The 21,830-nt window shown below is 49.1% G+C and carries 20 protein-coding genes and 1 pseudogene; 16 read left to right on the top strand and 5 right to left on the bottom strand.

Going from position 1 to position 21,830, the window contains the following annotated elements:
• The first annotated feature begins 1 nt into the window (after position 1).
• Entirely contained in the window at positions 2 to 2,116 is a 2,115-nt protein-coding gene (gene spoT, locus ACQ5ES_RS09085) for a bifunctional GTP diphosphokinase/guanosine-3',5'-bis pyrophosphate 3'-pyrophosphohydrolase (protein WP_445016048.1), read from the top strand.
• 1 nt (position 2,117) lies between these two features.
• The gene (locus ACQ5ES_RS09080; protein WP_445016046.1) at positions 2,118 to 2,510 is read left to right on the top strand and encodes a RidA family protein; all 393 of its coding nucleotides are present in this window, start codon (positions 2,118 to 2,120) and stop codon (positions 2,508 to 2,510) included.
• Here ACQ5ES_RS09080 and ACQ5ES_RS09075 read toward each other — a convergent pair.
• The gene (locus tag ACQ5ES_RS09075) at positions 2,507 to 3,838 is read right to left on the bottom strand and encodes a Na+/H+ antiporter NhaC family protein (RefSeq protein ID WP_445016044.1); all 1,332 of its coding nucleotides are present in this window, start codon (positions 3,836 to 3,838) and stop codon (positions 2,507 to 2,509) included. The two genes, ACQ5ES_RS09080 and ACQ5ES_RS09075, sit on opposite strands and share 4 nt — an antisense overlap.
• A gap of 165 nt (positions 3,839 to 4,003) precedes the next feature.
• Between ACQ5ES_RS09075 and ACQ5ES_RS09070 the strand changes: the two genes are divergently transcribed.
• On the top strand, positions 4,004 to 5,527 hold the full coding sequence (locus tag ACQ5ES_RS09070) for a GNAT family N-acetyltransferase (RefSeq protein WP_445016042.1): 1,524 nt from the start codon (positions 4,004 to 4,006) through the stop codon (positions 5,525 to 5,527).
• A gap of 107 nt (positions 5,528 to 5,634) precedes the next feature.
• Complete coding sequence (locus tag ACQ5ES_RS09065; RefSeq protein ID WP_445016040.1) at positions 5,635 to 7,284, top strand: fatty acid--CoA ligase; 1,650 nt, start codon at positions 5,635 to 5,637, stop codon at positions 7,282 to 7,284.
• Positions 7,285 to 7,360: 76 nt separating this feature from the next.
• Here the strand turns inward: ACQ5ES_RS09065 and ACQ5ES_RS09060 are convergent.
• Both ACQ5ES_RS09060 and ACQ5ES_RS09055 read right to left on the bottom strand, forming a co-directional pair.
• Positions 7,361 to 7,627: pseudogene (locus ACQ5ES_RS09060) on the bottom strand (hypothetical protein); the annotation flags it as partial.
• Positions 7,588 to 8,229 (bottom strand): TIGR01621 family pseudouridine synthase, encoded by a 642-nt coding sequence (locus ACQ5ES_RS09055; RefSeq protein ID WP_445016038.1) that lies wholly within the window; start codon positions 8,227 to 8,229, stop codon positions 7,588 to 7,590. The gene ACQ5ES_RS09055 and the pseudogene ACQ5ES_RS09060, both read right to left, overlap by 40 nt.
• A 112-nt stretch (positions 8,230 to 8,341) precedes the next feature.
• On the opposite strand from ACQ5ES_RS09055, the gene trmH reads away from it, so the two are divergent.
• Genes trmH through hemB form a run of 12 tightly spaced genes read left to right on the top strand, consistent with a single transcriptional unit; the run spans position 8,342 to position 19,574 of the window.
• Positions 8,342 to 9,022 (top strand): tRNA (guanosine(18)-2'-O)-methyltransferase TrmH, encoded by a 681-nt coding sequence (trmH, locus tag ACQ5ES_RS09050; RefSeq protein ID WP_445016036.1) that lies wholly within the window; start codon positions 8,342 to 8,344, stop codon positions 9,020 to 9,022.
• A gap of 2 nt (positions 9,023 to 9,024) precedes the next feature.
• The gene (recG, locus tag ACQ5ES_RS09045) at positions 9,025 to 11,106 is read left to right on the top strand and encodes an ATP-dependent DNA helicase RecG (protein ID WP_445016034.1); all 2,082 of its coding nucleotides are present in this window, start codon (positions 9,025 to 9,027) and stop codon (positions 11,104 to 11,106) included.
• A 42-nt stretch (positions 11,107 to 11,148) separates the two neighbouring features.
• Positions 11,149 to 11,904 carry a bifunctional demethylmenaquinone methyltransferase/2-methoxy-6-polyprenyl-1,4-benzoquinol methylase UbiE gene (ubiE, locus tag ACQ5ES_RS09040; protein WP_445016182.1) on the top strand — a complete coding sequence of 252 codons (756 nt, stop codon included), beginning with the start codon at positions 11,149 to 11,151 and terminating at the stop codon, positions 11,902 to 11,904.
• Positions 11,904 to 12,506 carry a ubiquinone biosynthesis accessory factor UbiJ gene (locus ACQ5ES_RS09035; protein WP_445016032.1) on the top strand — a complete coding sequence of 201 codons (603 nt, stop codon included), beginning with the start codon at positions 11,904 to 11,906 and terminating at the stop codon, positions 12,504 to 12,506. Before ubiE ends, ACQ5ES_RS09035 begins: the two co-directional genes overlap by 1 nt.
• A 2-nt stretch (positions 12,507 to 12,508) precedes the next feature.
• A complete protein-coding gene (gene ubiB / locus ACQ5ES_RS09030) occupies positions 12,509 to 14,152 on the top strand; it encodes a ubiquinone biosynthesis regulatory protein kinase UbiB (RefSeq protein ID WP_445016030.1) in 1,644 nt (547 codons plus the stop codon).
• An 11-nt stretch (positions 14,153 to 14,163) separates the two neighbouring features.
• The gene (tatA, locus tag ACQ5ES_RS09025; protein ID WP_445016028.1) at positions 14,164 to 14,364 is read left to right on the top strand and encodes a twin-arginine translocase TatA/TatE family subunit; all 201 of its coding nucleotides are present in this window, start codon (positions 14,164 to 14,166) and stop codon (positions 14,362 to 14,364) included.
• Between the two features lie 5 nt (positions 14,365 to 14,369).
• Positions 14,370 to 14,729, top strand: a complete 360-nt coding sequence (tatB, locus tag ACQ5ES_RS09020) for a Sec-independent protein translocase protein TatB (RefSeq protein WP_445016026.1) — start codon at positions 14,370 to 14,372, stop codon at positions 14,727 to 14,729.
• Positions 14,726 to 15,463, top strand: coding sequence for a twin-arginine translocase subunit TatC (gene tatC, locus ACQ5ES_RS09015; protein WP_445016024.1), 738 nt, complete (start codon positions 14,726 to 14,728; stop codon positions 15,461 to 15,463). The genes tatB and tatC overlap by 4 nt, the downstream gene beginning before the upstream one ends.
• 25 nt (positions 15,464 to 15,488) lie before the next feature.
• Complete coding sequence (locus tag ACQ5ES_RS09010) at positions 15,489 to 15,983, top strand: hypothetical protein (protein ID WP_445016022.1); 495 nt, start codon at positions 15,489 to 15,491, stop codon at positions 15,981 to 15,983.
• A 1-nt stretch (position 15,984) separates the two neighbouring features.
• Entirely contained in the window at positions 15,985 to 16,788 is an 804-nt protein-coding gene (locus ACQ5ES_RS09005) for a TatD family hydrolase (protein ID WP_445016020.1), read from the top strand.
• Positions 16,773 to 18,569 (top strand): sensor domain-containing diguanylate cyclase, encoded by a 1,797-nt coding sequence (locus tag ACQ5ES_RS09000; RefSeq protein ID WP_445016018.1) that lies wholly within the window; start codon positions 16,773 to 16,775, stop codon positions 18,567 to 18,569. The genes ACQ5ES_RS09005 and ACQ5ES_RS09000 overlap by 16 nt, the downstream gene beginning before the upstream one ends.
• On the top strand, positions 18,570 to 19,574 hold the full coding sequence (hemB, locus tag ACQ5ES_RS08995) for a porphobilinogen synthase (protein WP_445016016.1): 1,005 nt from the start codon (positions 18,570 to 18,572) through the stop codon (positions 19,572 to 19,574).
• On the opposite strand, the gene ACQ5ES_RS08990 is transcribed toward hemB, so the two are convergent.
• Positions 19,571 to 20,494, bottom strand: coding sequence for a Ppx/GppA phosphatase family protein (locus ACQ5ES_RS08990; RefSeq protein WP_445016014.1), 924 nt, complete (start codon positions 20,492 to 20,494; stop codon positions 19,571 to 19,573). The two genes, hemB and ACQ5ES_RS08990, sit on opposite strands and share 4 nt — an antisense overlap.
• Positions 20,494 to 21,783, bottom strand: a complete 1,290-nt coding sequence (gene rhlB / locus ACQ5ES_RS08985) for an ATP-dependent RNA helicase RhlB (RefSeq protein ID WP_445016012.1) — start codon at positions 21,781 to 21,783, stop codon at positions 20,494 to 20,496. The genes ACQ5ES_RS08990 and rhlB overlap by 1 nt, the downstream gene beginning before the upstream one ends.
• Positions 21,784 to 21,830 lie beyond the last annotated feature (47 nt).

Below are 21,830 nucleotides of genomic sequence, written 5' to 3'. Positions count from 1 at the left end.
GGTGTATTTATTTGAAGGGCTTCGGCAGCAATTAGCCGAGTACTTACCACCTGATCAGGTGCAGCGTTCGGCTGCGGCTTTTAAATTGGCCGCAGAGGCGCATAAAACGCAAAAACGCCATAGTGGCGAACCTTATATTACCCATCCTGTGGCCGTCGCAGGCCTGCTTGCAGATATGCGTTTGGACCATGAAACCATCATGGCGGCGCTGCTGCATGACGTTATCGAAGACACTGAATTTACCCGCGAAGACCTTGCTGAGCAGTTTGGCTCAACGGTCGCTGAACTGGTAGAGGGGGTGTCAAAGCTTGATAAGCTAACCTTCAATTCAAAAGAAGAGTTACAAACCGAAAACTATCGCAAAATGATTATGGCGATGGTGAGTGATATTCGGGTGATACTCATCAAGCTTGCCGATCGCACGCACAATATGCGAACGATCAATCATTTACGCCCCGATAAACGGCGGCGTATCGCGCGTGAAACCCTTGAAATCTATGCCCCGTTAGCACACCGTTTAGGTATACACGACATTAAAAACGAGCTCGAGCTGCTCGGGTTTTACGCGCTCTATCCGTGGCGCGCGAAGTTACTTGAATCACAAGTTAAACAAGCGCGTGGTAATCGGCGTGAGCTGGTTGAGCGGGTGCGCAAAGAAATTGAAACACGGCTGCTGGACCATGGTATTCATGCACGTGTGCTGGGTCGGGAAAAGCACCTTTACAGTATTTACCAAAAAATGCTGCACAAAGAGTTACGCTTCGAACAAGTCATGGATATCTACGCGTTTCGGGTTATTGTCGATGAAGTGGACACCTGCTATCGCGTACTAGGTGCATTGCACAACCTGTATAAGCCGATTGAGACACGCTTTAAAGATTATATTGCGATACCGAAATCGAACGGTTATCAATCATTGCATTCCTCGTTAAAGGGGCCGCATGGTATTCCCGTCGAGGTGCAGATCCGCACCGAAGAGATGAATCTGATGGCGGATCGCGGTGTTGCTGCGCATTGGCTTTATAAAACCGAGGAAAACAGCGGCACTACGGCTCAGGTGCGGGCTCGTCGCTGGATGCAAAGCTTGCTTGAACTGCAGCAAAGTACTGGTAATGCATTTGAGTTTATTGAAAATGTGAAGTCGGAGCTTTTCCCAGAAGAGATCTATGTGTTTACCCCGGAAGGGCGCATTATTGAGTTGCCGCAAGGTGCGACACCGGTGGACTTCGCCTATGCAGTGCACACCGACATTGGTAACACCTGTATTGGTGCAAGGGTTAATCACAAGGTGTACTCGTTGAGTAAACCTCTGGAAACCGGGCAAACGGTAGAAATCAAAACGGCATCGGGTTCGCGCCCCAATATTGCCTGGTTGAATTTTGCCGTAACCGGCAAAGCACGGGCGAAAATTCGTCAGTACCTAAAGGGTCAAGAAACACGCGAAGCCGAACAACTTGGTGAGCGCTTACTCCGCGCCGCGTTTGGGCCAGTGAGCTATAATGACATTACCGAAGAAGATTTTGCGCGGGTGTGCGGTGAAGTAAAAATTGAATCAAAGTCGCAATTGTTGCGTGAAATTGGTTTGGGCAACATGATGTCGGTGGCTATCGCCAAGCGTCTGCTCGGTGAAATGCAGCAAACCAGAGATGAGCAAGTCGTTACCAATAACTACCGCAGTCTTGCAATTAAAGGTGCGGATGGGCTGCTGGTTAGCTTTGCTAAATGCTGCCGACCGATACCAGGCGACGATATCATTGCCCATGTCAGTCCAGGTAAAGGCTTGGTGATTCATCGCAGCGAATGTAAAAACGTGCGTGGTTATGAAGAAGAACCTGGTCGTTATTTCCCCGTGCAATGGGATAACAAACAAGACGATGAGTTTATTACCGAAGTGCGGGTTGAGGTGGTCAATCATCAGGGTGCACTAGCGAAGTTAACGTCAAGTATATCTTCCACTGGTTGTAATATTCACGGTTTAAAAACAGAAGAAGTTGATGCCAATATTTATTATATCGACGTGGCATTAACGGTTCATGATAGGAAGCAGCTTGCGGATGTGATTCGTCATATTCGTAAAATGCCTGATGTGCAACGCGTTGCGCGTTTGAGGAAATAACATGTCAAAAGTTATCATTAGTACTGAAAATGCGCCGGCAGCAATCGGCACTTATTCGCAAGCAGTGAAGATTGGCACCACGGTTTATCTCTCGGGACAGATCCCCTTGGTACCTGAAACCATGGAGTTTGTCAGTGAAGACTTCCGCGCTCAAGCCGTGCAAGTGTTCAAAAACCTTTCTGCGGTTTGTGAAGCTGCAGGTGGTGAATTGCAGGATATGGTAAAAGTACAGATTTACCTTATCGATCTTGGCCAGTTTGCGATCGTCAACGAGGTGATGGCCGAATTTTTCAATACGCCATACCCTGGCCGTGCCGCTATCGGGGTAAAAGCTTTACCCAAGGGCGCACAAATTGAAATTGACGGAGTTATGGAGTTACCGAGCACCAATTAAGTGGTGCTCGGCTCGAGTTTTTCGCGACCTTCTAATGGCTTGCGCCAGATAATCATCGCAATCGCTACCGTTCCCAGAATAAAGCAATAGCCCGTGTTCACACTGACTTGAAGCGGCGTTAAGCCAAAGCTAGCGCCCATGAATAGTGCCTGCGCACCATAAGGCAATGCGCCTTGTACCACACAAGCAAAGATATCGAGCAAGCTGGCACTCTGGCGCGGTGCAAGGTTACCTTCCTCAGCGAGCTTTTTACTGACTTCACCGGAGAGTAAAATTGTAACGGTATTGTTCGCCACAGCGAAGTTGGTTAGACCGGTGAGACCGGCCACACCAAAGGCAGCACGTTGCTGCGGATGTTTAAACAAGCGTTTAGTAAGATTACCAACGGTACTCGCAAGAAACTTCAAACCACCTTGCTGACGAATCAGCGCTGAGAGTCCGCCGATCAGCAAGCTAAGCAAGAAAATCTCTTGCATACTGGCGAAGCCTTTGTAGATGTCCTGACTAAATGCGACCCACTGATAATCGACTGTGACCATACCAAAAGCTGCAGCCAGGATGATACCGAGGGTGAGTACGGCAAAGACATTTAAGCCCATAACTGCTAGAACGATAATAAAGAAATAGGGCAGACTCAGCCATAAATTTGCTTCCGGAATTTGCGGTGGTGTGGCGCCAGTGTCGTAGCTAAGTAACCACAGGATAGTAATGATCGCCGCCGGTATCGAGATCTTTAAATTGGCTTTGAACTTGTCGCTCATATTGCAGCCTTGGGTTCGTGTAGCTGCAATCGTAGTGTCAGAGATAATCGACAGGTTGTCACCGAACATGGCGCCACTGACCAACACTCCGGCTAATAGCGGCAAATCAATACCTGAGGCTTGGCCAAGACCGAGCGCGACCGGTGCCAGCGCACCAAGGGTGCCCATCGAGGTCCCCATTGCGGTGGAGACCACCGCAGCAATAATAAACAGGCCAGGCAAGAGAAAACTGGCCGGAATAACATGCAAGCCCAGGGCCACCATGGCATCAACACCACCAGTGGCCGCGGCAACTGTGGAAAATGCACCAGCAAGTAAATAAATCATACACATGGTGATAATATTGCGGTCGCCAACACCGCCCACGAAGGTGTTAATCCGTTCTTCGAAGGCTTGTTTACTCAGCAGCACACCAAGAATGATTGCCGGCAGTATGGCTACTGGACTGGCAAGCTGGTAAAACGCCATATCAACGCCAGTGAGCTGAAAATAGATGCCTGCGCCGAGAAACAGCGCAAGAAAAAGTCCAAGGGGGAGGAGCGCACGTGCACTGGCAGATTCCGTCATAATACAGCCAACCTTTATTATTCGATTTGATTTATAGATTTAGACGTCCGGAAGTTTATATGTCTTAACTTACCGGCGCAATAGCAAAAGGCCATTGGTTGTTGCCAATTACTACGACTTCGTCATACTAGCTGTATGTTGTACTAAGGATTACAAAGGATGTCTATGAGTCCCGATGAACTGCACTTGCAATTACGCAATCTGCGCAAAGAAGATTACCCCCAATTAAAAGCGTTAATGGATAAGGTTTATCCAGATATAGGCGGAGCTTGGGGAGAACACACCATCCTTAAGTTGGCGAAAGAGTTCCCCGAAGGGCAAATTCTGCTAGAAGACAACGGCCAACTAGTTGGTGTGGCACTTACAGTGCAGGTGAAATACGCGCGTTTTAGTAACCCGCATACCTATGACGATTTAATGGATGCGCGGGAAAATATTCTCAACGATCGCAAAGGTGATGCTTTGTATGGTCTGGATGTTTTAATTCACCCTGATTACCGCGGCTTTCGACTCGGTCGACGTTTGTACGATGCGCGTAAAGAGTTGTGCCGACAGCTGAACTTAAAAGCTATTTTGGCGGGTGGGCGCATCGTCAATTTCCATAAGTACGCAGAAGAACTGACTCCGGGACAATACATTGAAGGCGTCCATCGCCGTGAGATTTACGACCCGATTCTGACTTTCCAGCTAGCTAACGACTTTACCGTTAAACGATTGTTGGGTAAGTATTTGCCAGAAGACAAACGTTCCGAAGGTTTTGCCACACTGCTGGAGTGGAACAATTTTCTGTACGAGCCTTCCGATAATATTCTGGGCAGTCGGATCCGGAACGTACGCATTGGTGCGGTGCAGTGGCAGATGCGCGAGATCGACTCGGTGGAAGAAATGCTCAAGCAGGTTGAATACTTTGTTGATGCAATGTCTAGCTACCAAAGCGACTTTGCCGTTTTCCCTGAATTTTTTAATGCACCATTGATGGGGTTAACGGATCAAAGCCAACAAAAAGATGCTATTCGATTCCTGGCCGGGTACACCGAGCGTTTCAAGCGCGAAATGTCGCAAATGGCGGTCAGTTATAACGTCAATATCATCACTGGCTCTATGCCACTTGATGAAGACGACGTCATCTACAACGTTTCTTACTTGTGCCGACGCGATGGTACTGTCGAAGAACAGCGCAAAATACATGTAACACCGCACGAGAAACGCGATTGGGTTATCGAGGGTGGCAATCGCGTGCAAGTGTTTGATACGGATGCGGGCAAGGTTGGCATTCTAATCTGTTACGACGTCGAATTTCCGGAATTGGGTCGCATAATGGCGACGGAAGGCTTAGAAATTTTGTTCGTACCATTTTGGACCGATACCCGAAACGCGTACTTGCGAGTACGGCATTGCGCGCAAGCACGGGCAGTAGAAAATGAATGTTATGTGGTGACTTGCGGTAGTGTCGGTAACTTACCTCAGGTAGAAAGTTTAGACGTGCAATACGCACAGTCTGCGGTTTTCTCACCGTCAGACTTTGCATTTCCTTATGATGCGATTTTGGCGGAAACGACGCCAAATACCGAGCAGCTCATTTTCTCTGATCTAAACTTAGATGAATTGCGGTATTTACATCACGAAGGCTCGGTGACAAATTTAAAAGATAGAAGAACCGACATCTACGAAGTCACCAGGAAATGGTAATAAAACAAGAGCGTTATTCGCTATTAGATGTTAGTTGAAACCTAACAAACAAGGCTTTAAACCAACAGCGAACAGCGAATAGTGTGTTTGCATTTTAAGGAGCGATTATGGCTGTGAAACTGATATCACCAGCGGATGAAGCTTACAATTATCCACTACTGATCAAACAATTGTTGTTGTCGGCGGAACGTTATGCGGGTGACAACGAAATTGTTGGCGGCAATAACGGTAAACGTTACAGCTATAGCGAGTTCATTGAGCGGGTGCATCGTTTAGCCAATGTGCTGACCGAGGCCGGCGTTAAAGAAGGCGATACGGTTGCGGTTTTGGACTGGGACACCCCACGTTACTTAGAATGCTTTTTTGCCATTCCGATGATTGGTGCAGTGCTGCACACGGTCAACGTGCGGCTGGCCCCTGAACAGGTTGTTTACACCATGAATCATGCCAAGGACGACTTGGTCTTGGTGCATGATGATTTTTTACCACTGCTGGCTAAGGTGCAAGACGAACTAACCACGGTGCAAGGTTATATTCAGCTAAGCGATGAAGAGCACCCGCCAGCTGCGGCACTGGAAACTTTGGGTGACTACGAGAGTTTACTGGCCGGCGCTTTGACAGAGTTTGATTTCCCTGACTTTGATGAAAATGCAATTGCCACGACCTTTTACACCACAGGTACTACTGGCAGTCCTAAAGGAGTGTTCTTCTCGCATCGACAACTGGTGTTACATACACTGGCCTTAGCTTCGACCACCAGTATGAACGACAACATGCAGCTCATGCAGTCGTCGAGTGTGTACATGCCAATTACGCCAATGTTCCACGTACATGCCTGGGGTGTGCCTTACGTGGCGACCATGATGGGCTTGAAGCAGGTGTACCCTGGCCGTTATGAGCCAGCAAGCTTGCTGAAACTGTTCATGACCGAGAAAGTGACGTTTTCACATTGCGTACCCACTATCCTGCAAATGGTGTTGAGTAGCGAGCAAGCGAAAGCCATCGACTTTAGTGGCTGGCAGGTGTTGATCGGTGGCAGTGCCTTGACCGAGGGCCTAGCCAAAGCGGCACTCGAGCGAGGTATTCAGATTTACACCGGTTATGGTATGTCGGAAACCTGTCCACTGTTGAGTACCACTTGGTTGCCGCTGGGAGCCGAAGATTTCGATCTTGAGCAACAGGTGCGCACCCGCGTTAAAACCGGCAAACCTGTGCCATTGGTAAACATGCGCATTATCGATAGTAATGGCCGGTTCTTGCCGCACGATGGTGAGGCTATGGGCGAAGTTGTCGTGCGCACACCTTGGTTAACTCAAGGCTATTTACATGAGCCTGAGAAAAGTGATGAACTGTGGGCAAATGGCTGGATGCATACCGGCGATGTCGGCAGTATCGATAACGGCTACACGCTGCAAATTCGTGACCGTATTAAAGACGTAATTAAAACCGGTGGCGAATGGGTTTCATCATTAGATATTGAAAATTTGATCAGTCAGCATCCTGACATCGAATTATCTGCTGTTATTGGTTTGCCTGATGATGAATGGGGCGAGCGGCCGCATGCTGTGATCACGGTTCGAGCGGGTTCGAACGTTGACCATACTGCGCTGGTGCAACATATGCAAAGCTTTGTTGAAGAAGGTTTAATCGAAAAATGGGCGATTCCTGACACGGTAAAAGTGGTGGACGAAATTCCGCGCACCAGTGTTGGTAAAGTTGATAAAAAACTGATCCGCAGTCAACTTCAGGACGATTAAATCAAGCCTTTGATAAATGCGACCACACTTCTGCCGAAACAATGTCGACCGACACGCCTAAAGAGTGATAGCCGTATTCATCCACAGGCTTCCTTGTTGCGCGCTCATCGGCGCGCAGAGCAACTGTAGGTCCAGGTTTGCCACCTTTTAGAATACCGACCACGCCGGTGTGTGCGACATCTGTTTGCACATCCGTGCCTAGCTCTCGCAAATGTTGCGCAACGATTTTCGACGTACGGAACTCGCGGTTGCTTAGTTGAGGATGCTGGTGAAAATCATGTCTTGAGTATGCCCTGAACTTCGCTATTTTGCTAATGCGTCTTTGCTCGCAAGATCGACGAATAAGCCGTAGCTCGGCAGCGGTGCGCTAGCGTGTATCTGCCTTCCTTGATAGGTGAAAGCAAGTTGCCAGGCATGCAGGTGCAAATAGCTATGGGGTTCACCGCCATAGCGGTGATCACCAACGATGGGTACGCCCAGACTTTTTAGCGCAACGCGTAATTGGTGAGTTTTGCCAGTACCGGGCTGCAGTCGGTAATAACGATACCCAGGGCACAGTGATTCACTGGTAAAATAAGTACGCGCAGGATTCGTTGTCTTATGCAATAAGCGCCATCCGCCACGGCGCGCTTTTGCCATATCCCCGATCACCCATCCTTGCTTTTTTTTCGGCTTGCCAGCGGCGATAGCCAGATAAGTTTTTTGGATTTGTCGCTCCGCAAACAACCGACTTAATTCAGCAGCGGCGGGGGCATTGCGCGCTACAATAAGTGCGCCAGACGTGGGAGTATCGAGCCGATGTACCGGCCATAACTCTTCATTGAGCTGTTGAGCGAGTTGATGAACCACACTTAGTTCGTCAGTATTAGCATGCATGGGCGCCCCTGCGGGCTTATCCAATACATAAAAATCGGTATGTTGAAACACTAGGGTTAGCTCGCGCATACCGTTATACTCCTGAACAATAAAACAGCGCTAATCGCTGTTTGCTATTCGCTGTTAGATGAGTGCAGACGACCAACAGCGAATAGCGAACAGCTAACAACGGATTTTTGCTATGTCGCCGGAACGATTTGCTCGAATTAATGCATTGCTGGATCGCCGTCAGGCTGATCTTACCCTTTGCCTTGAGAGTGTCCACAAAAATCACAATCTATCTGCATTGATTCGTACTGCCGACGCGGTAGGTCTGCATGAAGTGCATGCCATTTGGTTTGATCGCCGAGGTAAAGTGAAAGGTGGCACCGCTATGGGTTCGCAGCAATGGGTGAAGGTGCACCATCATCAGTCCACTGAGGCTGCCATAGCTCAGCTTAAAGCCGAGGGTAAACAAGTATTGGTCACCCATTTATCCGCTACTGCGATTGATTTTCGTGAGGTTGACTACACCCAGCCAACGGCGATTCTATTGGGACAGGAAAAACAAGGAGTGTCGGCAGATGCACTGCGTCTGGCAGACCAGCATATCGTAATACCCATGGTTGGCATGGCGGAATCGTTAAATGTATCGGTCGCCGCCGCGGTGATCCTATATGAAGCTCAGCGCCAGCGCCAAGCGGCAGGCTGTTACGCGACCTCGAGCTTGAACCCAGAAGAACGGCATCGGGTCGTGTTCGAAGGCGGGCATCCGATTTTTGCAAAAATCTGCCGGCGCAAAAATTTATCTTATCCTGAACTTGATGAGCGTGGGCAAATTGTTGCCGATGACGTTTGGTGGCAGGCGGTGAGGTCAAGCTAACTATGGCGAACGAAGGCTTACATCGCATTCCCTTGTCGGTACTCAAAGGTGTCGGGCCCAAGCTACAGGAGCGCCTAAGCAAACTTGGCTTGGCGACGATACAAGATGTTTTGCTACATTTGCCGCTGCGCTACGAAGACCGCTCACGTATTTATCCGATAGCAGGTCTGCAAGCGGGAACCACTGCAACGGTGGTCGCAGCGGTGGTAAAAGCAGAAGTTGTTTACGGTCGCCGGCGAATGCTAAAGGTTAAAGTTCAGGATGCTAGTGGTGGGCTTAATCTAGTGTTCTTCCAGTTTAGTGCCGCGCAATTGAAACAATTCGAGCAGGGGACACGGTTACAGTTATTTGGCGAAGCCCGGCGCGGCCTGCAAGGCCCGGATATGATTCATCCGGAGTATAAAATCATTACCGGCGAGGCACCACAGTTAGCAGAAAGCTCACTGACGCCGGTGTACCCAACCACCGAAGGGGTGCAGCAAACAACTTTGCGGAAAATAACTGAGCAAGCACTTACTTATCTTACCGATAAGGCTCTTCCAGAGTTAATGCCGGAACAGTTGCAACCCAATGGGATCGGCTTAGCAGCGGCGATTCGCTTATTGCATAGACCACCACTAGACGTCAGTTTGAGTCAATTGCAAGATGGCACACACCCAGCTCAGCAACGCTTGGCGATGGAAGAGCTGGTAGCGCATCAGTTAAGTTTATTGAAATTACGCGCGATTAAACAACAACATCAAGCCCGCGCTTTGCAACCGCATTCGCAGTTGGAGCAAGAGTTTCTGCAGCGCCTGCCATTTACCCCGACCGGCGCGCAACAACGTGTAGTAGACGAGATCCAACAGGATCTAGCGGAGTCTATCCCGATGATGCGATTGGTGCAGGGCGATGTTGGTTCAGGTAAAACTTTGGTGGCAGCGTTGGCCGCATTGACTGCAATTGGGCAAGGTTATCAGGTGGCATTAATGGCTCCGACGGAAATACTTGCTGAGCAACATGCTTTAACATTTCAGCAATGGTTTGCGCCGCTGGGAATACAAGTTGGTTTTTTGATGGGTAAGCAAAACGCCAAACAGCGTAAAGGCAATCTCGCAGCTTTGGCCAGCGGCGAACTTAATATGGTGGTCGGCACTCATGCGCTGTTTCAGGCTGAAGTTGCTTATCACAACCTGGTACTGGTTATTATCGATGAGCAACACCGGTTTGGCGTTCATCAACGTCTTGGGCTGCGTGAAAAGGGTGTGCAGCAGGGCTATCAACCGCACCAGCTGATTATGACCGCAACCCCCATTCCGCGTACGTTAGCAATGACCGCTTATGCTGACTTAGCAACCTCGGTGATTGATGAATTGCCGCCAGGCCGCACCCCAGTCACTACGGTGGCAGTTCCGGATACTCGTCGCGAGCAGGTTGTTACCCGCGTACACGATGTCTGTGTCAAAGAGAAACGTCAGGCGTATTGGGTCTGCACCTTAATCGAAGAGTCGGAAGCGTTGCAGTGCCAGGCAGCTGAAGATAGCGCCACTCAGCTAGCTGAAGCGCTGCCGGATCTGCGCATTGGTTTGGTTCACGGCCGCTTGAAGAGTGCGGAAAAAGAAGCGGTAATGCAGGCTTTCAAAGCGCACGAGTTAGATCTCTTAGTGGCCACCACGGTGATCGAAGTGGGCGTCGACGTACCAAATGCCAGCTTGATGATCATCGAAAATCCGGAACGACTGGGGCTGGCGCAATTGCACCAACTGCGAGGTCGGGTCGGTCGTGGCGCCATCGCGAGCCATTGTGTGTTGCTTTACCATGCGCCGTTATCGAAAACCGCAACCCAACGTTTGGGCGTGTTGCGTGATAGCAATGATGGTTTTGTGATTGCGCAACGCGATCTGGAGCTGCGCGGGCCAGGTGAATTGCTCGGTCAGCGGCAAACAGGAGTGACCGAAATGAAAGTTGCTGACATAATGAAGCACAACTATTTGCTAGATGATGCGCAACAATTAGCGCAGCAATTATGGCAGCGATATCCGGCGACATCAGCGGCATTAATCCAGCGCTGGTTGCCGCGCCGTGACCACTACGCCCAAGCGTAAATTCGTAGTACACTAGGCGTCCATTTATGAAAAGGCAGCATGATGAAAGATTCAAAGTCTGACACCATTGATTTTGGTTACCAGCAAGTTGCTAAAGATGACAAGCAAGGTCTTGTTGCCAATGTATTTAATTCAGTGGCGCAAAAATACGACATCATGAACGACGTTATGTCGTTTGGTATTCACCGTATTTGGAAACGTTACACCATCGACTGTAGCGGTGTTCGTACGGGCATGAAGGTGTTGGATATAGCTGGTGGCACGGGTGATCTGACTGCACAGTTTTCGCGGCGGGTTGGCCCCAAAGGTGAAGTCGTACTGGCAGATATTAATCAGGCAATGCTTGATGTTGGGCGCGATAAACTACGCAACAAAGGTATTGTCAGCAACGTCGATTACGTGCAGGCCAATGCCGAAGACTTGCCTTTTGCTAATGACACTTTCGATATCATTACCATCGCCTTTGGCTTGCGCAATGTAACGGACAAACAAAAAGCGCTGGAGTCGATGTTCCGGGTGTTAAAGCCAGGCGGACGACTACTGGTACTTGAGTTTTCCAAGCCGGTACCACCAATGCTGTCGCAGGCCTACGACTTCTATTCGTTTAACGTGCTGCCGAAAATGGGACAATTGGTTGCCGGTGATGCGGAAAGCTATCAGTACTTGGCGGAATCGATTCGCATGCATCCTGATCAGGAAACCCTGAAAGAGATGATGGAACATGCGGGTTACGAGCGGGTGACCTATGACAATCTCACAGGCGGAATCGTAGCCTTGCACCGCGGATTTAAATTTTAATGTTGTGGACGGTGCTACCAACACAAGTGGTTGAGCGCTTCGCCAACCATATTCTGGATCTTGATGGGGAAACACCTCAACGGTTGCAGAAGCTCGAGGGACGGCGGCTGCGCTTGTCATTAAAAGAGCTAGGGAAGCCGCTTACGATCTGCGTCACTGAGCACGGGGTACGACTCAGCTGGGTTGATGATAGCTTCGTCGATTGCCATATTGTGACTGAAATTGCAATACTCCCAGAGTTACGCGATAGCGCCAATATCACGCGACTGATTAAAGCGGATAAGCTTGATATTGACGGTGACCCAATGCTGGCACAGCAGTTGAGTCGACTGATAACCGATCTTGATATCGATTGGCCGGAACAATTGTCACAGCGCGTGGGTGATGTCCCCGCACAACTACTGGTGAACGCTTTTAATCGTGGTCGTAAGCGGTTACAACGATTTCGGGTCGATTCCCGACAATGGGTGAAGGATGCGTTGGTAGAAGAGCAACGGTTGTTGCCGGCGCGCGAAAGATTTAGTCAGTTTCAACAGGATATGCAAGCATTGCGTGCACAAATCGATAAGCTGGAACGCTACCTTAAAGAGCAACAGGGTTAACCATGCGAACCAAACGACTGTATCAGATCACTCGTACTTTTCTGCACTATGGGCTCAATGAACTGATTCCAGCTCGGTGGATGCCATGGTCAGTACGGTTGGCGCGTTACAGTTTATTCTGGCTACCTAACCGGCACAAAGATAAGCCGGTGGGAGTAAGGTTAAGGCTAGCGCTTGAATCGCTGGGCCCGGTGTGGGTCAAATTTGGGCAAATGTTGTCCACTCGGCGCGACCTACTCCCCTCAGACATAGCGTTGGAATTAGCTAAGCTGCAAGATAAAGTGAAGCCATTTCCGGGTCAGCAAGCTCAGCAACTGATGGAAAAAGCGCTGGGGTTGCGTAGTATCGATGATGCATTTGTCGACTTCTCGGTAACTCCTTTAGCTTCGGCTTCTATCGCGCAAGTACATACCGCGACTTTGAAAAATGGTGATGATGCCGGCGCTGACGTGGTCATCAAAGTCATTCGTCCCGATATTCGCGGGGTAATCGATGCTGACTTGCGGTTGATGGAAACTCTGGCTGGCGTGTTAGCGAAACATCTGCCCGATGGTCGTCGATTGAAACCAAAAGAAGTTGTAAAAGAGTATCGAAAAACCTTGCTTGACGAATTGGACTTGGCGCGCGAAGCGGCAAATGCCATACAACTGCGACGTAACTTTGAAGACTCCACGTTACTTTATATTCCAAAGGTATACAGCGATTTCAGTCGTCCGAACATTATGGTTATGGAGCGAATTGACGGTATTCCGGTGAGTGATGTTGATGCCTTACTGGCTATCGGTGTGGATATGAAAAAGCTTGCCGAACGTGGCGTGGAAGTATTTTTTACGCAGGTGTTCCGCGATAGCTTCTTTCACGCTGATATGCATCCCGGAAATATATTTGTTTCGCGTGAGCATCCGGAAGACCCGCAGTATCTGGGGATCGATTTTGGCATCGTCGGTACCTTGAACCGAGAAGATAAACGTTATTTAGCAGAGAACTTTTTAGCCTTTTTTAATCGCGACTACCGTAAAGTCGCCGAACTCCATGTTGACTCAGGTTGGGTGCCTGCGCATATTAACGTCGAAGATTTTGAATCGGCGATTCGCACTGTATGTGAACCAATCTTTAATAAGCCTTTGGCTGATATATCTTTTGGCCACGTGCTGGTGAATTTGTTCAACACAGCACGTAGGTTTGAAATGGAAGTTCAGCCACAGCTGGTATTACTGCAAAAAACCTTGCTTTATGTTGAAGGTTTAGGTCGTACACTCTACCCTCAACTGGATCTTTGGCAAACAGCTAAGCCGTTTCTAGAACGTTGGATGAAAGAGCAGCTGGGTTGGCGCGCGGTGTTACGGTCAGTGCAAGAGCAAGCGCCGTATTGGGCCGAGAAAATGCCCGAGATGCCGACGTTGCTCTACGATTATTTGAGTACGCAAAAGCATCAAATCGAACAACAACAAGCTGCGACCCAAGCCTTAGTGAAAAGTCAGCGGCAATTCGCCTGGCGCCTATGGTGGGGAATGGCGAGTGCAGCACTGCTGGTAAGTACAACTTTGCTGTGGATCAGCGGTCAACCGGTGTGGCTGACGTCCGTAACTGGCGTATTAACAGTCGTGAGTATTGCAATGAGTTGGCGTAAAGCCAGCCACAATTAGATGAGGGTGTTATGGGTATTAGTATTTGGCAACTGCTGATCCTTTTAGTCATTATCGTGCTGTTGTTTGGCACTAAGCGGCTGCGTTCGCTTGGCGGTGACTTAGGCTCAGCAATTAAAGGTTTCAAGAAGTCAGTAAGTGATGATGAAACCACGGACAACAATGACCACAAGAAAGTTGATACCAAGTCTGAGCACGATAAGGACGCCTAAGCTGTATGTTTGATATCGGCTTTTGGGAGCTACTTTTTGTTGCGCTTATTGGATTGTTAGTGCTGGGACCAGAGCGTCTTCCAGTTGCGCTGCGTGGTTTGCAACGCGGCATACAGAAGGTTAAGACCTTTGGTACCTCGGTACAAGCGGAGTTGAATCACGAGCTGCGCATAAAAGAGCTGCATGATCACTTAAAAAAAGCGGAACAGATGGACGTCGAGAAATTGTCGCCAGAGTTGCAACGTTCGATGGCTGAGCTGCGCGAAGCTGCAGCAGGAGTACAACGGCCCTACGCGAAAAAGGGGCCAACCGGCACCGACGAGAGCGAACCGCCGCCAACTGATGATTCGAAACCATCATCATGAGTCAATCTCCCTTAATTGACCATTTACTCGAATTACGCCGCCGGTTGTTATGGAGTGTGGTTGTCGTGTTGGCAATTTTCGCCGGTTTTGCGGTTTTTGCCGACGAACTCTATCGCTACGTCGCCGCGCCAATGCTCGCCAGTTTGCCGCAAGGTAGCACGTTAATCGCAACTGATGTTGCGACCCCTTTCTTTACCCCTTTCAAGCTTGCTTTGGTGGTTTCTATTGCTGTTGCGGTACCGATGTTGCTTTGGCAGGTGTGGGGATTTATTGCTCCTGGCCTGTATCAGCGTGAAAAACGTTTAGTCGTGCCGCTCATGGTATCAAGCAGCTTATTGTTTTATGCTGGTGTCGCTTTCGCTTATTGGGTTGTTTTGCCGCTGGCATTGAACTTTTTGGCAAATTCAGCACCTGAAGGAGTTACTGTTGCGACAGATATAGCACGCTATCTTGATTTCGTGCTGGCGATTTTTATGGCTTTTGGGATTGCGTTTGAAACACCGGTAGCGATAATTTTACTCTGTTGGACCGGCGTAACCAGCGTCAAGTCGTTGCGTGCCAAGCGTCCGTATGTCATTGTCGGTGCGTTTGTGGTGGGGATGATACTCACCCCACCTGATGTTATTTCGCAAACATTATTAGCTATTCCAATGTGGTTGCTATTTGAACTTGGACTCGTGATTGCTAGTCTATATCAACGCGAGCCACGTGATGCAGATGCAGAACATGAATAAACTATTGAAGTGGGAATCATTTAACATGATGAAATTGTTTGGTTTGGGGAGTGTTGTCGGTTGTATCTCGTTGGCAGCTTTATGGGCTCCAAACGCTTTGGCACAAGACGTTTCGCAACAGCAATTGCGCAACTGTGCAAGTATTGATAATGCGTTACAGCGTTTGGTCTGTTTTGACAAATTAGCAGCCGGTGAAGCGTCGCCAGCAGCGCAAGATACTGCCACCGCAGAGCAAAGCCGCAGCACGGTAGAAGACGAATTTGGACGGGAGCATCTCAAGGGTGCTACCAGCAGTCGGTCAGATAAAATTTATGTGAAAATTGCCGATGCGCAACGTGATTTTTATGGTAAGTGGGAGATTGCTCTGACCAACGGACAACGCTGGAAGCAAACTGATTCCCGTACTGTTCCGCTTCCTGAGGATGCTGAATACTATATTGAGCGTGGCATCTTGAATAGCTTCTTCCTAGGCCGTGAAGGTGAGAACCGACGCATTCGTGTGCGTCGCGTAGAGGATTGAGGTGACCAGACGGCAATGGTTCGATGCGGGAGTTAATCTAACCCACACTCGCTTTGCTGAAGACCCTGCAGCTATACTGCAACGCGCGCTGGAGGCTGGAGTTGAGCGCGTAGTCGTGATCGCTTGTAATCTTGCGGAAACGCAGCAGGCTATCGCGCTGGCTGAGCGTTTTCCTCAACTTATCGTGACGGCTGGAGTACATCCTCATGACGCAGCTAAGGCGCCAGCGGATCTGCAACAGCAGCTGCGCGAGCTGGCTCGCCATCCGAGCGTTCACGCGATTGGTGAGTGTGGTCTCGATTTCAATCGCAACTACTCACCCCCGGAGATTCAGCTCAAGGTTTTTGAGCAACAGCTTGAACTAGCGGCCGAACTTAATTTGCCAGTTTACCTCCATGAGCGAGATGCTTTCTCCGAACAACATCGATTGTTAGAAAAATATGCCAGTAAAATACCAATAAAATTAGCACATTGCTTCACGAGTGGTTGCGAAGAGCTCGAAGAGTATCTAAAGTTAGACTGTTATATAGGAATCACTGGTTGGGTGTGCGATGAGAGACGTGGGGACGCTTTACGCAAGGCGGTACCAAAGATTCCGCGAGAGCGTTTGATTTTAGAAACGGATGCACCGTTTTTGGTGCCACGAACGCTTAAGCCCCGCCCGAGTTTTAATGAGCCATGTTGGCTGCCGGCAATTGCAAAAGTTGTTGCAGAGTTACGTCATGAGTCAGTAGATGAGCTCGCTACAGCAATCTGGCATAACAGTTACTTACTATTTGGATGCGAAGGATGGCAAAGACCTTAGTTCGATGGTTGACCCTGGTTGGAATAGCTCTGTACTGGGGGGTAGGTGCAACAAACGTTTCCGCGCAAGAGACGATGCCGCCGATTTATTACCATATCGATGCAAATGGCAGCCAGTCGATTCAAAAGCTGATGGATAAAGAGCCAAGCTTTTGGAATGTGCTCAATAACCAGGCCGGTTCCTTTGGTTATACTTCTGCGACCTACTGGTTCCACTTTACCTTACCTACAGCTGACTATGATCGCGTGCTGCGCATTGGTTATCCGTTGCTTGATAGCGTTGATATCTACTATGTCGCCAATAAGGAGATCATAAAGCAAGTCAAGGTTGGCGACGCACAAGAGTTCGCTAAGCGCCCGATCGACAATCGTAACTTTATTGTCCCAATAGCTTCGCGCGATCAGCTACAGGTTTATTTAAAGGTGGCAACCACTAGCTCAATGCGGGTTCCGCTGAGTGTCTGGCAACCTGCTGAATTGCTTGGTGATGAGCAAGTCGTGAATACCGCCACAGCAATGTATTTTGGTTTATTGCTCGGTATGATGGTGTATAACCTATTTAGTTACAGCGTGGCCCGCGACGTTCGTTTTGCTTACTATAGCGCCTATATTCTGGCCATCGGTTTGTTGTTAGCGAGTTTAGATGGTACTGGTTATCAGTATGTGTGGCCTTGGTCTGAGTGGCTGCAAAGTAAGGCCATACCGCTTTTCGGAAGTGTGGTGTTTATTTTTGCAAGCTTAGTCGCCAGTCAAATTCTACAAACCAAAAAACGCAGTCCAAAGCTGCACCGTGGCTTGCAAGGTATTATGGCCGCCGCCGGTCTAGTGTTTTTAGCCAGCTTGGTATTCCCTTATGAATTGATGATTTCAATTGTCTTGGTGGGAGCCATTCTCGGTAGTAGCTTCCTGATATTTACCGGCTTTACCTTGTGGCGTCAGGGCTTAGCTTATGCTCGCATTTACACGCTAGCGCTTAGTGTGCTGCTGTTGGCTATTATTATTAACGCTGTCGGTTACTTAGGCTTCTTAGACTCGTTCTTTATTCAGCGCTATTTGATAATGCTCGGTTCAGCGATTGAGATTATGTTGTTGAGCTTGGTTCTTGCGATTCGTTTTAATGAAGACCGACAAGAACGCTTGGCGGTGGAAAAACGTTTAAATTCCAGGCTTGAAGTAAAAGTTAAGCAACGTACACAAGAGCTCGAAGCGGTCATGCGCAAGCTAAAAGAAATGAACCAACGGCTCGAGGTTAAGAGCAGCGAAGATCGGCTGACAAAACTTTTTAATCGAGGTGTGCTTGACGATGACTTGCCGTTAGAGGTGCGTCGTGCTCGCCGAACTGGTTATGACATAGCTGTGGTTATGATCGACATTGATCACTTCAAGAAAGTGAACGACAAGTTTGGTCATCCAGTCGGTGATGAAGTTCTGGTTGAGCTATCTCGTTTATTGCGAGTGAATTTCCGTCGTGCTGGTGACCGTATTTACCGTTACGGTGGTGAGGAATTCGTAATTCTTATGCCAGGTGCGCAAGAACTCGGTTGCCATGACAAAGTACTTACAGTGACGGATGTTATTCGAGGTCATACCTTTAAAACAGAGCGAGGAGAGATTAAAATCACCGTCAGTGCCGGCATGGCATTACTGAACAGTTTGCCGGGGCACGTCTCAAGCAAACAATTGTTGGAGGCTGCCGATAACGCGCTTTATCAGGCTAAAAACTCTGGTCGTGATCAAATTCGAATCGCACGGTCTTCAAAAGATGTGAGTGAAAAACCATAAATGCATAGTATTAGTCAGTTTCCTTTCCGCCGCATGCGACGTTTGCGGCGTCATAATTTCAGCCGCCGTATGGTGGCTGAAAATCATTTAAGCGCTGCAGATTTCATCTACCCAATGTTTGTCATTCCTGGCGAAAACCAGCGCCAACAAGTGACGTCGATGCCGGGTGTGGAGCGTTTATCAATTGACTTGTTGGTCACTGAGTGTCGTGAAGTTTTCGATCTGGGGATTCCCGCAGTCGCACTTTTCCCGGTTACTCCTGACACCGATAAATCTCTCACTGCTGAGGCTGCATGGGCGGCAGACGGCTTGGCTCAACGCGCTGTGCGGGCGATTAAGGCGGCACTGCCTGAACTTGGTGTAATCACCGATGTTGCCCTTGACCCGTTCACTACCCACGGGCAGGACGGTATTATCGATGAACAGGGCTACGTACAAAACGACATCACTACAGAAGCTCTGGTAAAACAGGCTCTTTCGCATGCCGAAGCCGGCGCTGACGTGGTGGCTCCTTCAGATATGATGGATGGACGTATTGCCGCGATTCGGGAAGTGTTGGAAGAGAAAGGCTACCACAACGTACAGATCATGGCTTACTCAGCGAAGTATGCGTCTGGGTTCTATGGCCCCTTCCGCGATGCCGTTGGCTCTGCTGGTAACCTCAAAGGTGGTAACAAAAAAACCTACCAAATGGATCCGGCCAACGCTGACGAAGCACTGCACGAGGTTGCTTTAGATTTGGATGAGGGTGCCGATATGGTGATGGTTAAACCGGGTATGCCTTATCTGGATATTGTCCGTAGCGTTAAAGACAGGTTCAAAGTTCCAACTTTTGCTTATCAAGTCAGCGGTGAGTACGCCATGTTACAAGCGGCAATTGCTAACGGTTGGTTGACCGAAGAGGTTATTTTCGAATCGTTGCTTGGCTTTAAGCGGGCCGGTGCCGATGGTGTACTGACTTATTTCGCAAAATTCGCGGCCCAGAAATTAGCGCGAGACGTTTAAGCGAGCGAGCGTTTGCGCTCAGCGAGCATGGTATGTACGAGTCCCTCGCGCAAAGCCCCTTGGGCGAGGTCAACGGCGCGGATATCCAGACTTTCGGTTAGCGCGACAAGAATAGCTAAGCCACCACAAAAAACCGCCATGCGGTCGTCGCGAATGCCAAGCTGATGTAACTGTTCAACGTGGCCGTGTTTGATGCTTTCGTTTTTACAATAATCGATAAACTCAGCGCTCATAGTGCCCGATCCGTAGTGGCGCAGACAATCTTGTAATGCACGAAATGTCCCCGATGCTCCACAAACGGTCTGCCAACCATGAGCCTGGTAGGTTTTGGCAAGCGGTTGTATCAGCCGTTTAGCACTATCAATTGCATCGGCAAAACGGCGCGCTGATATCGCTCCGTCGGCAAAGAAACGGTTTTGCCAAACCACACAGCCCATATCAAGACTCTTCAATACATGTGGCTCGGTGCCTATGCCGGCAATCACTTCGGTGCTAGCGCCGCCAATATCCAGCACCAGCATGGCGCTTTCAGGGCGTGCGAGATCTAGAGTAGCGCCTTGGTAAATCAGACCAGCTTCAGTGGTACCAGAAATAATATCAATGGTGGCGCCGAGAACACGCTCGAAGCGTTTTAGGATGTGTTGACGATTATGGGCCTTGCGCAGGGTTGCAGTAGCGACGCAGCGTACTTGCAAGGGTTGGTAGTCATTTAGAAGTTGAGCAAAATCTTTTAAACAACCGATGCCACGTTCAATTGCGGCATCGTTAAGCGTAAGACTTGGTGTTAGGCCATCGGCCAGACGAACTTTTTGCCGATGGCGGGTAATAATCCGGTAACCCCGCGTGGTCGCTTTGGCAATCAACATGTGGAAGCTATTAGAGCCTAAATCGATTGCTGCGATACGCGGGTACTGGCGCATTAGCCGTTATGCTTCGCTGGCGGTTTGCGTTGACCAGATGAGCGGCGTTGTTGCCCACCACTGCCACCACGACGACCTCCACGGCTACGACGACGGCCACTAGGGCGCGGCGTGCGCAAATCGCTTAACAAGGCGTCAGGGTCGTATTTGGTTACTGGAATGGAGTGACCAATATACTCTTCTATGGCCGGCAAATTATAAACATACTCTTCGCAAGCTAAGTTAATCGCTTTACCGCTTGCCCCAGCACGACCGGTACGACCGATGCGATGCACATAATCTTCGAAATCGTCGGGCAAGTCATAGTTATACACATGACTTACTTCTGGAATATGTAACCCGCGGGCAGCGACATCAGTGGCAACTAAGAAATCGAGGGTGCCGGCAGAAAACTCTTCAAGAATTTTTAAGCGCTTGCGCTGTGGCACATCGCCCGTCAGCAACCCAACTCGATGACTATCTGCCTCAAGCCAATTAAACAGTTTTTCGCAAACGTGCTTGGTATTTGCAAAAATGATGGCTTTATCTGGCCAGTCTTCTTCAATTAAAGTCAGCAATAGCTTAATTTTATCTTGTTTCGACGGATAAAAAAGTTCTTCACTAATACGGATAGCGGTTTTTTGCGTCGGCTCAACTTCAACTTTCGTGGGTGAGTTCATGTGATCGTAGGCAAGTTCTTGCACACGCTGCGACAGGGTGGCAGAAAACAACATGCTTTGGCGTTCTTTCGCGCCTGGCATGCGTTCAAACATGTAGCGAATGTCTTTAATAAAGCCTAAGTCGAACATCCGATCGGCTTCATCCAGTACTACAACCTCGATCTTGTCGAGTTGGTAGATGCCTTGTTTGCAATAATCAATCAGGCGGCCGGTGGTGCCGATCAAAATATCTACGCCTTCTTCGAGTCGCTGGCGTTGACTTTCGTAACCCTCGCCCCCATAAATAATACCAAGGCGCATATCACAGTGAGCAGCAAGAAGTTCAGCATCGTTTGCGATCTGAATTGCTAGTTCACGCGTAGGAGCCATAATAATAGCGCGCGGATAACGTTTTTCGCCAGAACGCGGCTTGTTAAGTAGGGTGGTAAAGGCCGCAATCAGGAAGGCAAGAGTTTTGCCAGTTCCCGTTTGTGCTTGTCCCGCTACATCTTGGCCTTTTAGAGCGATAGGTAAGCTCAAGGCTTGGATTGGTGTACAATACTCAAAGCCCGCCTTATTCAAAGCAGTTAATACCTGCGGATGCAGGTCGAGATCGGCAAAGCGTGTCTCTGTAAGGTGTGTTTTACTCATAGCATAAGCATACCAGTTTGCGCTAACATTCAAAAACAGAAATAATA

The organism is Pseudidiomarina xizangensis (genome assembly GCF_052541995.1).
This window is presented reverse-complemented; position numbering and strand designations above follow the sequence as displayed.